Here is a 14,130-nt window from a genome sequence, read left to right on the forward strand (position 1 = left end):
GCCGGTTCCGGCCAAAGAAAAAGCCGCCTCGTTTCCGGGGCGGCTTTGGTATGGAGCGGCGAGAAGCCGACGATCAGAAGGCTCGGATGGCGTTGCGTGTGGCAAGAACGTCCTCGGCAACATTGCCCGTCGTTGCCGGAACGGAGCCGACGAGATCCAGGAACTTGTAGAGTTCGGTGGCCTGCGAATTGGTGACGTAGATGATGTCGCGGTCCTGCATCGGGAACTTGGTGGCGGCGAAGAAGGTCGACGGATCGCGCAGATTGGCGCGGAAGATGACCGGAACGTCCTGTCCGGGGAACTTGGACGTGTTGATGCCGAGCTTCACGAGAAGATCGCGCTTGACGATACGATAGACATAGACCTGAGCGGGGTCGGCACGGGAATCGAGCAGCCCGCCCGCCTTGCCGAGTGCATCCGAAAGCTTGAGATCGGCATCCTCGAACTCGAAACGTCCATTCAGGCCAGAAGCGCCGAAGGCGAGATAGGTGCGGCGCTCACGCTCCACCATGATCGTGTCGCCCGGAACCACATAGATGTTTTCGGACGGCGTGCTGACGAGGTGGTTGTAGTTGACGCGCGCAGTCTTGCCGCGGCGGATCAGCGTGACATAGGATTCGATATTCGGGGCGCTGAGGCCCTTGGCGTAGGAGATGACGTCGAGAACCCGATCACCTGCTTCCGAAAGCTGGACCTTGGTCGGCTCCTTGACGTCGCCAAGCACGGAGGCCTGCGCGGAGCGGCTGGAAATCTTGGTGATGAGAACCTGCGGCTCGATGGCGCGGTTGGCGAGACGTTCCTCGATCTCGCTCTGCACATCCTCGACATTGCGGCCCGTGGCGCGAATCTTGCCCGCGTAGGGCACGCTGATATTGCCTTCACGGTCCACCGTCTGGTTCGGCAGGCTGATGAAGTTGCCGGGGCGACTGCCTGCGTCGTTCGGGATAAACAGGCCGCCGGCCTGACTTTCAAAGATTGCGACCTGCACCACATCGCCGACACCCATCGGCAGGGCCGGAACGCCACCCTTGCCGCCGCCGAAACTGCCGAGCAGGGTCGTGGTTGTGGTATCGCCGACGTAATTGAGAACGGCGCTGTTGATATCGAGCAGCGCATAGTCGACACCTGCGGTTTTCTGCTTGTCCTTGGAGGCGAATTTCACGGAAGCGTTAGATTCGATCGACGCTGCATCGGGCCCTGAGGCCGCTGTAACCGTGCACCCCGCCAGTGCTGCGGAGGCAAGCAGAATCGAAACATTCAATAAACGCATTTGGTCCTCGAAATGAATGCCGTCCGAAAAGCAGAAATAATCCGGACATCGTATAAGTTTTTAAAAACAAGCACTTCATAAATGACACCGGTAAAGGAAATCCAAACCGGCATTACATCCGTTCAGCGTAATCGCATCCCGAGATGTTTACGCCCCCCCAATCGGGCATATGCCCAGTTTCAGGTGATGCTTCAAGTTCATCATCGCTCAACTGCGCCGAAAAACTTCGGGTGAGGCACGATGTTTTAATCCCCTGATGGTGTCAGTATTGTTGTGCTTCAATATTCAGTCGGCTGCCATAATCTCTTTGATTACCGCATTGCGCTAGTGCAGTTTTGTCACGCTTGCGCGGTTTCTTTTGCGGTTGATTCAATTGAGTTCTAATCAATTGTTTTATAAATGTTTTTATTAGCTCGTTATGCCCGCTCAGCCAGCGCGAAATTCACGGTATCCGCAAATTCCCGCAGGAAACGCTCGCGCGAGAAGCGCGCGGCATTGTTGATGCAGGCGTTCTTGTCGAAGCGATCGGAATTGTCGACGAACTCCTGTACGGCGGCGCAGATCGCTTCCGGTGTCTGCTCACCGAAATAAAGGCCGGTCGGATGGTTGGAGGCGCCGAGAGGAACGACGGTTTCCAGCACGCCACCCTTGCCATAGGCGATGACCGGTGTGCCGAGCGCCTGGGATTCGACGGGCACGATGCCAAAATCATCTTCTGCCGCAAAGACAAAGGCCTTGGCCTCGGCCATATATTTGTGAAGCTCCTCATTGCCGACGAAACCGAGGATTTCGACGTTCGGCGTGGCGATTTCGCGGATACGTTTCATATCCGGTCCGTCGCCGATGACGACCAGACGTTTGTCCGGCATCTTTGCAAAGGCTTCCACGATAAGGTGCACTTTCTTGTAGGGCACCAGCCGCGACGCCGTGACGAAATAGTCACCCTTGAGGTCGGACGGGGAAAGATGGGACGTATCCACCGGCGGATAGATCACGGTGGAATCGCGGCCATAACACTTGCGCACCCGGTTGCGGATGAATTTGGAGTTGACCGTCATCAGGTCGACGCCGTTGGCGGTGCGGATGTCCCACATGCGGATATAGTGAAGAACGGCGCGCGCGATCCATGAGGCGAAGCCGCGCGTCAATCTGGTTTCCTTGAGATATTGGTGCTGCAGGTCCCAGGCGTAGCGGATGGGGCTATGGATATAGGAGACGTGAAACTGGCCCGGCCCGGTGATGACGCCCTTGGCGACCGCGTAGCTCGAGGAAATCACCAGATCATAGCCGCTCAGATCGAACTGTTCGATGGCGAGCGGCATCAGCGGCAGATAGGAGCGGTATTTTTTTCGGGCGAAGGGCAGTTTCTGGAGGAAGGAGGTGTTGACGGGACGCCCGCCGAGAAACCCCCGGTCCCGCTCGCTCATGAAATCGACGAGGCAATAGAGGTCCGCGTGAGGATAAATTTCAAGAAGGTTGTGAAGCACTTTTTCGGCGCCACCTCTGTCGGTGAGCCAGTCATGCACGATTGCCGTCTTCATAATTTCCCCAATAATTTCAACGTAATAAAAATGAATGTTCCGCCTTGGAGTAAAGTTCGGCGGTGTAGAATATCAGGTCTGTCTGCAGCCTTTAAAAATACGGCTGGCGGTGATGAATAGCGTAACGACTAATAAGAATGTGCTGGTATGTATGTGGTGATCTGATGTTGGTCCGATCTTTAATAGCACTTTGTTCGCAAATGCGAAATATCCAACCTTCTTAATTCCCTTTCTTCCTTTACAGCCTAACGCCTGCCGTCATTCCCGCCGTCCCGGCTGGAAGAGTTGGATTTTTTGGTGCGCTGCATTTTGGGTAAAATCCCCATTTTTCCATCACCTTACAACCTGTTGCCGCCTCCCGCGCAAACCTGCCTCCCGTTTCGCCGATCACGGAAAGTCATCGCCATGCCGCATTGTCATTGACACGGCGACGTATCGAGATATTCTGTTATAAAGATGCATATAACATAATAATGGAACACATAAGAGCTGGGAGCTTGACCATGAGACGTAAACTTGCATTTCTCGCCACTGCCGCTTTGCTGTTGGCACCTAACGTAATGATGGCCGCGGAGAAGGGCGGCGTCATCAATGTCGCGACGATCGGTGAGCCGCCGACACTTGATCCCATGGCGTCTACCGCCGATCTCGTCGGCATCGTCACGCAGCATATTTTCGAAACGCTCTATACCTTTGACAAGGGCTGGAAGGTGACCCCGCTTCTGGCGGAAAGCCTGCCCGAGATCAGTGCTGATGGTAAAACCTACACGATCAAGCTGCGGCAGGGCATCAAGTTCCATGATGGCAGCGACATGACGTCTGAAGATGTCGTCGCCTCGCTTGGCCGCTGGATGAAGATCGCCTCGCGCGGCAAGCAGGCAGCCGGCTTCATCGAGAATATCTCCGCACCGAATGCGGCGACGGTGACGATTACCCTCAAGCAGCCCTATGCGCCGCTGACCTCGCTGCTTGCCTTCAACAATTCGGCGGCGATCATCCTGCCCGCTGAAAAGCAGGCGGAGCCGATGGCCGAATTCATCGGCACCGGTCCCTACATGCTGAAGGAGCGCAAGGCCGATCAGTATATCCAGCTCGTCCGTTTCGACGGCTACAAGTCCCGCGATGGCGAAAGCGACGGTTATGGCGGCGCACGCCATCAATATCTGGATGAAATTCGCTTCGTTCCGGTGCCTGATCCGAATACCCGTGTCGAGGCCGCTGTTTCCGGCCAGTATGATTATGTCGATTCCATTCCGGTGGAATCCTTCGACAAGGTGAAGTCCTCGTCGGCGTCGCAGCCGCTGATGCTGAAGCCTTTCGGTTTCCCGGTCTTCGTGTTTAACACCAAGGAGGGACTGTCTTCCAAGCTTGAGGTGCGCAAGGCGATAACCGAGGCGCTGAACATGGAAGACATGCTAGCAGCCGCTTTCGGTAGCAAGGATTTTTACGCGATTGACGGCGCCTATTATCCCGACAATTTCTCCTGGCACACGGAAGACGGCGTCGAGGGCAATTACAATGTCGGCAATCCGGAAGCCGCGGCTGAAAAGCTCAAGGCGGCCGGTTATAATGGTGAGCCGCTGCGCATCCTCACCAGCCGCCAATATGAGTTCCACTACAAGATGGCGCAGGTCGCTGCGGAATATCTGAAGCTTGCCGGCTTCAAGGTGGATATGCAGGTGGTGGACTGGGCGACGCTGACGCAGCGCCGCGCCGACCCGAAGCTCTGGGACATCTATATCAGCCACAGCCCCTTCCTGCCGGAACCGGCGCTGATGGGCGCGCTGTCCACCAGTTCGCCGGGCTGGTGGGACACGCCGGCGCGCAAGGCGGCGGTTGACGCCTTCACCTCCGAAGCCGATCCGGACAAACGCATCGCGCTCTGGGCCAATGTGCAGAAGACGATCTATGCCGAGCTGCCGCTCCTCAAGATCGGCGACTTCAATGCCGTGGCGGCCAAGTCCAACAAGCTGGAAGGCGTCGATCCGGCTCCGTGGCCCTACTTCTGGAACGCCTCGGTTACGAAGTAAGGCCGGTTTGGCAATCGAGTGCCGGGTACTGCATCCGGCATCTGTCGCCACGGACCTCGTGTCCTTGCCGCGTCTCCCCTCATTCCTGTGCTTGTCACAGGAATCCAGCCGACGCGGCTCTCGCGCGGCGAGAGGAGTCCTTTCAGCCCAAAGACTTGGGCTGGCTAGATTCCTGTGACAAGCACAGGAATGAGGGGGGTAAATAGACGCGAGAAGAGAGAGTTCGATTTTTACGACCGTGAGTGCCGGAATTGCCGGCGCTCATCGACAATTCTATTCAACCGTCGCCTGATAGCGGCCCATCACGCGCTTTGGAGCATACATACGTGATACGGTATATTTTCCAGAGACTTGCCGGAATGATCGTGGTGATGTTCCTCGTCGTCACCATCGTTTTCGTCATCCTGCGCGTCACGCCCGGAGATCCGGCTGCGGTGATGCTGGGGCCGGATGCCTCGGGGCAGGACATTGCGGAACTGCGCACCCGGCTCGGGCTCGATCAGTCGCTTGGCGTGCAATATGTCTATTATATCGGGCAATTGCTGCGCGGTGATCTTGGCCAGTCGATCTTTCTCAACATGCCGGTTGGCTCAGCCCTGCTGGACCGGGCGGAACCGACCTTCTTCCTGACGATCTTTTCGCTGCTGATTGCCAGTGCCATCGCGCTTCCCATCGGCATCTATGCCGCTTACCGGCGCGGTTCCTTCGTGGATCAGGCGGCGACCACCATAGCGATGCTGGCGGCGAGTATTCCAAGCTTCTGGCTCGGCCTCATCCTCATGCAGTTCTTCGCCGTCCGGCTCGATATGTTCCCGGTGTCGGGTTATGGCGGTCCGGGCGCAAGCTTCCTCGAGCGCATGTATCACCTGACCTTGCCGGCAATCGCGCTCGGTCTCGTTTCCTCGGCCCTCATTCTGCGTTTCACCCGCGCCTCGATGCTGGATGTTCTCGGTGACGACTACGTCCGCACTGCCAGAGCCAAGGGCGTCAAGGAGCGCCGGGTGGTGATGAAGCATGCGCTGAAGAATGCGCTCATTCCCATCCTGACCGTACTTGGTCTCACCGCCGCCGTGCTTATTTCCGGCGCGGTGGTGACGGAAACCGTCTTCGGCCTGCCCGGCATCGGCAATCTCGTCGTGTCAGCCGTGTTGAGACGCGATTATCCGGTCATTCAGGGCGCGCTTCTCGTCATCGCCGGGCTTTACGTGCTCATCAATTTTGCAATCGACATGCTCTACCTGCTGGTCGATCCGAGGGTTCGTTACTGATGGCCGATATCACCTCCACCGCCCAGCCGGCGCGCAACCCAACCATCCTGTTCATTCGGCGTCTTTTGAAGCGCAAGACGGTCGCCGCCGGTCTGATCGTGCTGCTCGTCTTCGTGTTGCTCGCCGTTTTCGCACCGATGATCGCGCCTTATTCACCGTCGAAACTGTCGATCGTGAACCGCCTGAAACCGCCGAGCGAACTCTACTGGTTCGGCACCGACGAATTCGGCCGTGACGTCTTTTCCCGCACCATCTTTGCCGGAAGGCTATCGCTTCTGGTGGGGGCCGCCGTGGTGGCGCTCTCGGCGTTGATCGGCATCACGCTCGGCCTGCTTGCCGGTTTCTTCCAGAAGCTGGATACGCCGATCGCGCGGTTGATCGATGCCATGATGGCGTTTCCGGATATTCTGCTGGCCATCGCGCTGGTGGCCGCTCTCGGCCCGTCGCTGACGACTGTCATCATCGCGCTCTCGGTCGTTTATTCGCCGCGCCTTGCCCGCATCGTGCGCGCCTCGACGCTGGTGATCCGCGAATTGCCCTATGTGGAGGCGGCCAAGGCGCTGGGCATTTCCACCTTCCACATCATGACGCGGCATGTGCTGCGCAATCTGATCTCGCCGATCCTCGTGCAATGCACCTTCCTTTTCGCCAGCGCCATGCTGGCCGAGGCCGGCCTGTCGTTTCTGGGGCTCGGTGTCAGCCCCGAAATTCCGACCTGGGGGACCATGATCTCCGCCGGCCGCCAATATATCGGCCAGGCGGACTGGATGACCTATTTCCCCGGCTTTGCCATCATTCTTTCCGTGCTCTCGCTGCAAATGGTCGGCGATGGGCTGCGGGACATGCTCGACCCAAGACTGCGAAGGGATTTGTAATATGACGTCCGGTGAACAGGCGAAAACGCCTCTTCAAGCTCCCATCCTTCTCTCCAATGTGAAACCCGTCGGCTTTGGAAAGGGTGCGCCACAGGCCTCGACCGATATTCTGATCGGCGGCGACGGCAAGATCGCGGCGGTCGGGCCTGCCCTTCAGGCGCCGGCGGATGCGCAGCGCATCGATGCGAAGGGCGCATTCATCTCGCCCGGCTGGGTCGATCTGCATGTGCATATCTGGCATGGCGGCACCGATATCTCCATCCGCCCCTCCGAATGCGGGGCCGAGCGCGGCGTCACCACCCTGGTGGATGCCGGTTCGGCGGGCGAAGCGAATTTCCACGGTTTCCGCGAATATATCATCGAGCCCTCGAAGGAACGCATCAAGGCCTTCCTCAATCTCGGCTCCATCGGGCTTGTCGCCTGCAACCGGGTGCCGGAACTGCGCGATATCAAGGATATCGACCTCGATCGTATCATCGAATGTTACGCCGAAAACAGCGAACATATTGTCGGCCTCAAGGTGCGGGCGAGCCATGTCATTACCGGCTCCTGGGGTGTTACGCCGGTCAAGCTCGGCAAGAAGATCGCCAAGATCCTGAAAGTGCCGATGATGGTGCATGTGGGCGAACCGCCGGCACTTTACGATGAGGTGCTGGAAATTCTCGGCCCCGGCGATGTCGTGACCCATTGCTTCAACGGCAAGTCGGGCTCCAGCATCATGGAAGATGAGGACCTGTTCAACCTTGCGGAACGCTGCGCGGGGGAAGGCATCCGGCTGGATATCGGCCATGGCGGCGCTTCCTTCTCCTTCAAGGTAGCGGAAGCGGCGATTGCGCGCGGCCTTTTGCCCTTCTCGATCTCCACGGATTTGCACGGCCATTCGATGAATTTCCCCGTCTGGGATCTGGCGACGACCATGTCGAAGCTGCTTTCGGTCGATATGCCCTTCGAAAATGTGGTCGAGGCCGTCACCCGCAATCCCGCCTCCATCATCCGCCTCGACATGGAAAACCGCCTCGATGTCGGCCAGCGCGCTGATTTCACGGTTTTCGATCTTGTCGATGCCGATCTGGAAGCGACGGATTCCAATGGTGACGTGTCGCGTCTTAAGCGCCTGTTCGAGCCGCGCTACGCGGTCATCGGTGCAGAGGCCATTGCTGCGAGCCGTTATGTGCCAAGAGCGCGCAAGCTCGTGCGCCACAGCCATGGTTATTCCTGGCGCTGACCCCCGACTGGAATGGCGGAGGGCATTGCCTTTCGCCTTCCGCAGACACGACGGGATACCCGTCCCGGCATTATGAGGAATTCGCGTGAAACAGTCTTCGCTTGATGCCGAAGGGCATCTTTCGCCCTATGACCGGCTTGCCGCGCTCGGCATCTCCCTGCCGCCGCCGCCGCCGCCGATTGCCAATTTCGTCACCCATGTGGTGGAAGGCAACATGCTTTACCTTTCAGGGCAGGGCCCGAGGGAGGAAAACGGCCATCTTTACGCCGGCAAGGTGGGCGCGGAAATCGGGCTGGAAGAGGCCTATAACCATGCGCGGCTCACCGGCATCAATCTGCTTGCCGTCATGCACGAGGCGCTGGGGGATCTGTCGCGGGTGAAGAAGGTGGTGAAACTGCTGGGCATGGTCAATGCCGTCAGCGATTTCCGTGATCATCCGAGCGTCATCAACGGCTGCTCCGATCTCTTCATCGACGTGTTCGGCGATGCCGGGCAGCATGCGCGTTCCGCCGTGGGTTTCGGCTCATTGCCGGGCAATATCACCGTCGAGATCGAAGCGATCGTCGCGCTCAAGGGGTGAGGCTATTTAATGGTTGCGCCAGCCCATCAGCTTTTCGATCCGCTCCGCCGAGACTCTGACCTGTTCGGTGTAGTGGTTCTCGTCCGCCAGCACCTTCTGTTCCGGCAGCACGATGGAGATCGTCGCAACGCATTCGCCCCTGTTATCGCAGATCGGCGAGGCAATGCAGGCCACGGCGTAATCGGATTCGGCAACCTGTATCGACAACCGGTCATGGAAGGCGGTCGCCGCCGATTGCGACAGTGTTTCCGGATTGATCTCCGCGCGACCGGTCGGCGAAGAGCGGGCGCAGCGCCGGAAAAGTTCGAGACGCTCCGCTTCCGGCAGGTGGCCGACCAGCAGGCGGCCGGACGCGGTCCAGTTCAAGGGAACACGGGTGCCGACGCGCGAGGCAACCTGAAAATGGCTCGGCCCATCGGCCATGGCCAGCACCAGCATATGGTCGCCGTCACGACCGCAAAGCTGCACGGTTTCGCCGGCGTGGCGGCAAAGATCATGCATTTCATGCGTGGCGACACCCATGAAATCCAGCGAGCGGGCATAGGCAAGGCCGTAATGGTAAAGGCGCGCGCCGAGCCAGATGTTGCCGTCGGCATTGCGGGCCAGCATGTTCTTTTCCACGAGATCGTCGATGATCACATAGACCGTGGAAAGCGGCGCCCTGACTGCCTTGGCAATCGCGTAAGCGCCGGCCGGCGATCCGGTTTCGTAGAGATAATCAATCACCTGAAGAGCGCGGTCGATGCCGCTGACGCGCGAGCGCTTGGCCCCCTTCGCGTCCGGGTTTTCCGCTGCGTCGGACGGGGCGGTTGAAGACAATTCGTCCAGTCTGTGGGCGTCCAATTTCCGGCTCCTCATGAATTTTGAGAAGCTATTACATTATTATGGCATATATGTCGATGCCCATCGCATCGCAAAGACAGGAGAAAGACATGACCGAGGATATCAGAAGCAGGATCGGCCTTCGCCCGGTCATCAACGTCTCGGGCACCATGACCTCGCTCGGCGCTTCCATCGTCGTTCCGGAAGCGGTTGAAGCCATGGCGGCCATCCTGCCGCAATTTGTCGAGATCAACGATCTGCAGCGCAAGGCAAGCGCGGTGATCGCAAGGCTGACGGGCGGTGAGGCTGGTTTCATCACGGCCTCCTGCTCCTCCGGCATCAGCCTTGCGGTGGCGGGTGCGATCACCGGCAATAATCTTCTGGCCATCGAAAAGCTGCCCGATGTGACGCCGGAAAAGAACGAGGTTCTGGTGCAGATGGGGCATGTGGTGAGCTATGGCGCACCGGTGGATCAGGCGATCCGGCTCGCCGGCGGCAAGGTGGTGCTGGTCGGGCAGGCGACATCCACCCATCGTTTCCACATGGAAAACGCCATCACCGAAAAGACGGCGGCGGCGGTTTATGTCGTTTCGCATCATGTGGTCGATTACGGCCTGCTGCATCTTTCCGAATTTGTCGAGATCGCCCATGCCAAGGGTGTGCCTGTCATCGTCGATGCCGCTTCCGAATATGACCTGAAGCTGTTTCTGGCGACGGGCGCGGATGTGGTGCTCTATTCCGGCCACAAGTTCCTCGGCGGCCCCACATCAGGCATCGTCGCCGGAAGTAAGGAACTGGTGCGCAACGCCTTCCTGCAGAATATGGGCATTGGCCGCGGCATGAAGGTTGGCAAGGAAAGCATTTATGGCGTCATGGCGGCGCTGGAAGCCTGGGAAAAGCGCGACCATGCCGGCATCCGTGAGCGTGAGACCGGCTATCTCAATCTCTGGAAGGAAACGCTGGATGGCCGCCCCGGCGTGACGGCGCTGATCGAGCCGGATCCGACCAATAACCCGCTCGACAGGCTGCGCGTCATCATCGATGCCGAGGAAGCGCATATCACCGCCTGGGACCTGACGACGGCGTTGGCCAGGGGCAATCCTCCGATCATCACCCGCGACCACGAGGTGGAGCATCGCTATTTCTATCTCGACCCATGCAACCTTCACCCCGGCCAGGAAACCATCGTGGCTTCGCGTCTCGCCGAGGAACTGGACAAGGCGCGCGCCTCCAACGAGGTGATTGCAACTCCGTTCGACGACCGCAGCCGCCACCGCTTCGACGGCATGCTGCGCTGGCCGGATTAAGTAACGACTGCATATGGAACGAGCGGGCGCCACGAGCTTCTTCTCCCCGCCGGGGAGAAGGTCGCGGCAGCGGGATGAGGGGGCACCCTCGCCGGATTTCGGAAACCGTGCCCCCTCATCCGACCCTTCGGGCCACCTTCTCCCCGGCGGGGAGAAGAAACAGGCGGCGACGCCGTGCCCGAACAGTTCAAACGAGAAGAAAAGAAGGGAACGATCATGACCATGCCGCAGGCTGCACCACTTGGTGCCGAGGACGCCGTGCTTTCCGTCCGCAATCTCACCACGTCCTTTCACGTGGATGGTGGCTGGAAACCCGTGGTGCGTGATATTTCCTTCGATGTCGGGCCGGGCGAGACGGTCGCGATCGTCGGTGAAAGTGGCTCGGGCAAAAGCGTCACCTCGCTCTCCATCATGCGGCTGCTGGATCGGGAAAGCAGCAGGGTTCAGGGCGAAATCCTGCTTGGTGGGCGCAACCTGCTGTCCCTTTCCGAAGATGCCATGCGGCAGGTGCGGGGCAACGAGGTCGCGATGATCTTTCAGGAGCCGATGACCAGCCTGAATCCGCTATTCACAATCGGCGACCAGATTTCCGAAGCCTTGCTGTGCCATCAGCCCATGTCGAAAGCCGAGGCGCGGGCAGAGACGATCCGTCTCTTGGAAAAGGTCCGTATTCCCTCAGCCGCATCGCGTTTCGACGAGTATCCGCATCGCTTTTCCGGCGGCATGCGCCAGCGCGTGATGATCGCCATGGCGCTTGCCTCGCGGCCGAAACTGCTGATCGCCGACGAGCCGACGACGGCGCTCGATGTGACCATTCAGGGCCAGATTCTCGACCTCATCAAGACACTTCAGGAAGAGGAAGGCACATCGGTTCTGTTCATCACCCATGATATGGGCGTGGTGGCTGAGATCGCCGACCGCACCGTCGTCATGTATCGCGGCGAGCAGGTGGAAGTCGGCGCGACGGCCGATATTTTCCATCGCGGCAAACATCCCTATACCCGCGCGCTTTTGTCCGCTGTTCCGGTTCTGGGTTCCATGACAGGTGAGGAAAGACCGCTCCGGTTTCCCATCGTCAACACCACCACGGGGGAAACGCAGCAACCTGCGCGCCCGGGCGATACCGTCGATGCGAGTGCCCAGCCAGTGCTGAAGGTGGAAGGGCTGACCAAGCGCTTCGACATTCACTCCGGCCTTTTGGGACGGCTCAGCGGCCGCGTGCATGCGGTGGAGAATGTGTCCTTTGATCTGCGAGCCGGCGAAACATTGTCATTGGTCGGCGAAAGCGGTTGCGGAAAATCGACAACGGGACGTGCGATCATGCGGCTGATCGAGCCGGATGCCGGTTCGGTGGTGGTCAATGGCGAGAATATTCTCGCTCTCGACAAATCAGGCATGCGCGAGATGCGCAAGACGGTGCAGATGATCTTTCAGGATCCTTTCGCCTCGCTCAATCCGCGCATGACGGTGGGTGCGGCGATTGCCGAACCGTTTCTGGAACACCGCATGGGAAGCGCCCGCGAGGCGAAGGATGTCGTGGCCGACATGCTCAAAAAAGTCGGTCTCTCGCCCGATATGGCGGCGCGTTACCCCCACGAATTCTCGGGCGGCCAACGCCAGCGCATCTGCATCGCCCGCGCGCTTGCGCTTCAGCCGAAGGTGATTGTCGCCGATGAGAGCGTTTCGGCGCTTGATGTTTCGATCAAGGCGCAGGTGATCAACCTGATGCTAGATTTGCAGCAGAGCCTCGATCTCGCCTTCCTGTTCATCAGTCATGACATGGCGGTGGTGGAACGCGTCAGTCACCGTGTCGCGGTAATGTATCTCGGCGAAATCGTCGAGATCGGTCCGCGTGCAGCGGTATTCGACAATCCGCAGCATGATTACACCCGCAAGCTGATGGCCGCTGTGCCGGTGCCGGACCCAGACCGCAGGAACACCCGGCGGAATGCCGCGAATGACGAGCTGAAAAGCCCGATCCGCGCGGTCGACTACGTGGTGAAGCCGCGTGAGTATCGCGAGGTGTCGCCCGGCCACCTTGTCGCCTGCTAAAGCAGGTTAAAGACCCGGTACGTCGGACGTCGCGAAAGGCACGCGGTAACCACGCTGGAATGTTTCGCGCCGTCCGAGCTGGCGATACCATTGCTGTACTGCCGGAAAATCATCGAGGTCGATTTTGTGACGCGCGAAACGCGAGACCCATGGCCAGATGGCGATATCGGCTATCGAAAAATCACCGGCCATGAATTCCCGGCCCGTCAGCCGGTCGTTCAATGTCCTGTATAGCCGCTCCACATCCGTCGTGAAACGCGTCTCGGCAAAGGGTGCCTGTCCGGCATTATAGGTCAGGAAATAATGGGCGTAACCGAGTGTCGGGCCAAAATTGGCGCCCTGCCACATCAGCCATTCGGTGACTGCCAGCCGTGCAGCCTTGGAGGCAGGCAGAAGCCGCCCGGCCTTTTCGGCGAGGTAGATCAGGATCGCATTCGATTCCGTCAGGATGGTGCCGTTATCGCGATCGGCGATCGCCGGGATTTTCGAGCCGGGATTGATGCGGGTATAATCGGCTGAGAATTGCTCGCCTTTTTCGATGTCGATGGCGTGGCTGACATAGGACAGGCCGAGTTCTTCCAGCGCAATTGAGATTTTCAGGCCGTTGGGGGTGATCCAGGTATAGAGGTCGATCATGTTAATCGAACATCGCCTCATCGAGCGGCAAAGCGCGTCTGCCTTTCTTGCCGGTTACGTCGGAAAGATCAGTATAAAGACCGCGCAATGTCAGAACCAGCTGGACGATGCGCGGATCGGTGACGCGATAGATCACCTGTTTGCCTTCCCGCGAGCCTTCGATCACGCCGGCGTCGCGTAGTTCGGCTAGCTGCTGGGAAAGGGTCGGCTGTTGGATGCCGAGCTCATATTCAAGTGCTGAAACGGAGGCTTCCGTTTCCATGAGATAACAGACGATGGCCAGGCGATTGGCGTTGGCGACAAGCTTCAAAAGCTCGCTCGCTTCCACCACGCTGCGGCAGATGAGATTGGAAACCGGTTTCGTCACGACTACAGGCCCATTTTTCAAACTATAAAAAAGTAAATTGTATCGCGATAAATTTCAATGGCTTGATTAATCCCTATTTGACCAGGTCAAGCATTTTTTAAAATCTACAGGATTAGTAGATTTCTCTTTCGCTTTCCGGACAAGGATCGCCAAAACG

12 protein-coding genes are annotated in these 14,130 nt (G+C 58.7%); 7 read left to right on the forward strand and 5 right to left on the reverse strand.

All coding sequences use genetic code 11. The features are described from left to right. Positions 1–73 precede the first annotated feature (73 nt). Together CFB10_RS06345 and CFB10_RS06350 are read right to left on the reverse strand one after the other, a co-directional pair. Positions 74–1,270, reverse strand: coding sequence for a polysaccharide biosynthesis/export family protein (locus CFB10_RS06345; RefSeq protein ID WP_020011828.1), 1,197 nt, complete (start codon positions 1,268–1,270; stop codon positions 74–76). 416 nt (positions 1,271–1,686) lie between these two features. Then, a complete protein-coding gene (locus CFB10_RS06350) occupies positions 1,687–2,811 on the reverse strand; it encodes a glycosyltransferase family 4 protein (protein WP_020011827.1) in 1,125 nt (374 codons plus the stop codon). Positions 2,812–3,314: 503 nt separating this feature from the next. Here CFB10_RS06350 and CFB10_RS06355 point away from each other — a divergent pair. The 5 genes from CFB10_RS06355 to CFB10_RS06380 all read left to right on the forward strand — a co-directional run bounded on the left by CFB10_RS06355 (position 3,315) and on the right by CFB10_RS06380 (position 8,789). After that, positions 3,315–4,841 (forward strand): ABC transporter substrate-binding protein, encoded by a 1,527-nt coding sequence (locus tag CFB10_RS06355; RefSeq protein WP_026363956.1) that lies wholly within the window; start codon positions 3,315–3,317, stop codon positions 4,839–4,841. A gap of 326 nt (positions 4,842–5,167) precedes the next feature. Beyond that, on the forward strand, positions 5,168–6,109 hold the full coding sequence (locus tag CFB10_RS06365) for an ABC transporter permease (protein WP_026363955.1): 942 nt from the start codon (positions 5,168–5,170) through the stop codon (positions 6,107–6,109). Further along, complete coding sequence (locus CFB10_RS06370; RefSeq protein WP_020011824.1) at positions 6,109–6,984, forward strand: ABC transporter permease; 876 nt, start codon at positions 6,109–6,111, stop codon at positions 6,982–6,984. The genes CFB10_RS06365 and CFB10_RS06370 overlap by 1 nt, the downstream gene beginning before the upstream one ends. A gap of 1 nt (position 6,985) precedes the next feature. After that, the gene (locus CFB10_RS06375; RefSeq protein WP_020011823.1) at positions 6,986–8,209 is read left to right on the forward strand and encodes an amidohydrolase/deacetylase family metallohydrolase; all 1,224 of its coding nucleotides are present in this window, start codon (positions 6,986–6,988) and stop codon (positions 8,207–8,209) included. Positions 8,210–8,294: 85 nt separating this feature from the next. Next, positions 8,295–8,789, forward strand: coding sequence for a RidA family protein (locus tag CFB10_RS06380; protein ID WP_020011822.1), 495 nt, complete (start codon positions 8,295–8,297; stop codon positions 8,787–8,789). 6 nt (positions 8,790–8,795) lie between these two features. On the opposite strand, the gene CFB10_RS06385 is transcribed toward CFB10_RS06380, so the two are convergent. Continuing rightward, on the reverse strand, positions 8,796–9,632 hold the full coding sequence (locus CFB10_RS06385; RefSeq protein ID WP_026363954.1) for an IclR family transcriptional regulator: 837 nt from the start codon (positions 9,630–9,632) through the stop codon (positions 8,796–8,798). Between the two features lie 89 nt (positions 9,633–9,721). On the opposite strand from CFB10_RS06385, the gene CFB10_RS06390 reads away from it, so the two are divergent. Then, on the forward strand, positions 9,722–10,918 hold the full coding sequence (locus tag CFB10_RS06390; RefSeq protein WP_026363953.1) for an aminotransferase class V-fold PLP-dependent enzyme: 1,197 nt from the start codon (positions 9,722–9,724) through the stop codon (positions 10,916–10,918). Between the two features lie 216 nt (positions 10,919–11,134). Continuing rightward, the gene (locus CFB10_RS06395; RefSeq protein ID WP_026363952.1) at positions 11,135–12,970 is read left to right on the forward strand and encodes an ABC transporter ATP-binding protein; all 1,836 of its coding nucleotides are present in this window, start codon (positions 11,135–11,137) and stop codon (positions 12,968–12,970) included. A 6-nt stretch (positions 12,971–12,976) separates the two neighbouring features. Here the strand turns inward: CFB10_RS06395 and CFB10_RS06400 are convergent, their stop codons facing one another. Together CFB10_RS06400 and CFB10_RS06405 are read right to left on the reverse strand one after the other, a co-directional pair. Beyond that, positions 12,977–13,606 (reverse strand): glutathione S-transferase family protein, encoded by a 630-nt coding sequence (locus CFB10_RS06400; RefSeq protein WP_020011818.1) that lies wholly within the window; start codon positions 13,604–13,606, stop codon positions 12,977–12,979. 1 nt (position 13,607) lies between these two features. Continuing rightward, positions 13,608–13,973 (reverse strand): helix-turn-helix transcriptional regulator, encoded by a 366-nt coding sequence (locus CFB10_RS06405; protein WP_003500789.1) that lies wholly within the window; start codon positions 13,971–13,973, stop codon positions 13,608–13,610. Between the last annotated feature and the right edge of the window lie 157 nt (positions 13,974–14,130).

Origin of the sequence: Agrobacterium sp. 719_389 (assembly GCF_900188475.1) — a bacterium.
Classification (GTDB): domain Bacteria; phylum Pseudomonadota; class Alphaproteobacteria; order Rhizobiales; family Rhizobiaceae; genus Agrobacterium; species Agrobacterium radiobacter.

Bases quoted from the DNA above. Each gene is read 5' to 3' on its own strand.
- CFB10_RS06345 (WP_020011828.1), bottom strand. From the start codon at position 1,270: ATGCGTTTATTGAATGTTTCGATTCTGCTTGCCTCCGCAGCACTGGCG.
- CFB10_RS06350 (WP_020011827.1), bottom strand. From the start codon at position 2,811: ATGAAGACGGCAATCGTGCATGACTGGCTCACCGACAGAGGTGGCGCC.
- CFB10_RS06355 (WP_026363956.1), top strand. From the start codon at position 3,315: ATGAGACGTAAACTTGCATTTCTCGCCACTGCCGCTTTGCTGTTGGCA.
- CFB10_RS06370 (WP_020011824.1), top strand. From the start codon at position 6,109: ATGGCCGATATCACCTCCACCGCCCAGCCGGCGCGCAACCCAACCATC.
- CFB10_RS06375 (WP_020011823.1), top strand. From the start codon at position 6,986: ATGACGTCCGGTGAACAGGCGAAAACGCCTCTTCAAGCTCCCATCCTT.
- CFB10_RS06390 (WP_026363953.1), top strand. From the start codon at position 9,722: ATGACCGAGGATATCAGAAGCAGGATCGGCCTTCGCCCGGTCATCAAC.
- CFB10_RS06395 (WP_026363952.1), top strand. From the start codon at position 11,135: ATGACCATGCCGCAGGCTGCACCACTTGGTGCCGAGGACGCCGTGCTT.
- CFB10_RS06400 (WP_020011818.1), bottom strand. From the start codon at position 13,606: ATGATCGACCTCTATACCTGGATCACCCCCAACGGCCTGAAAATCTCA.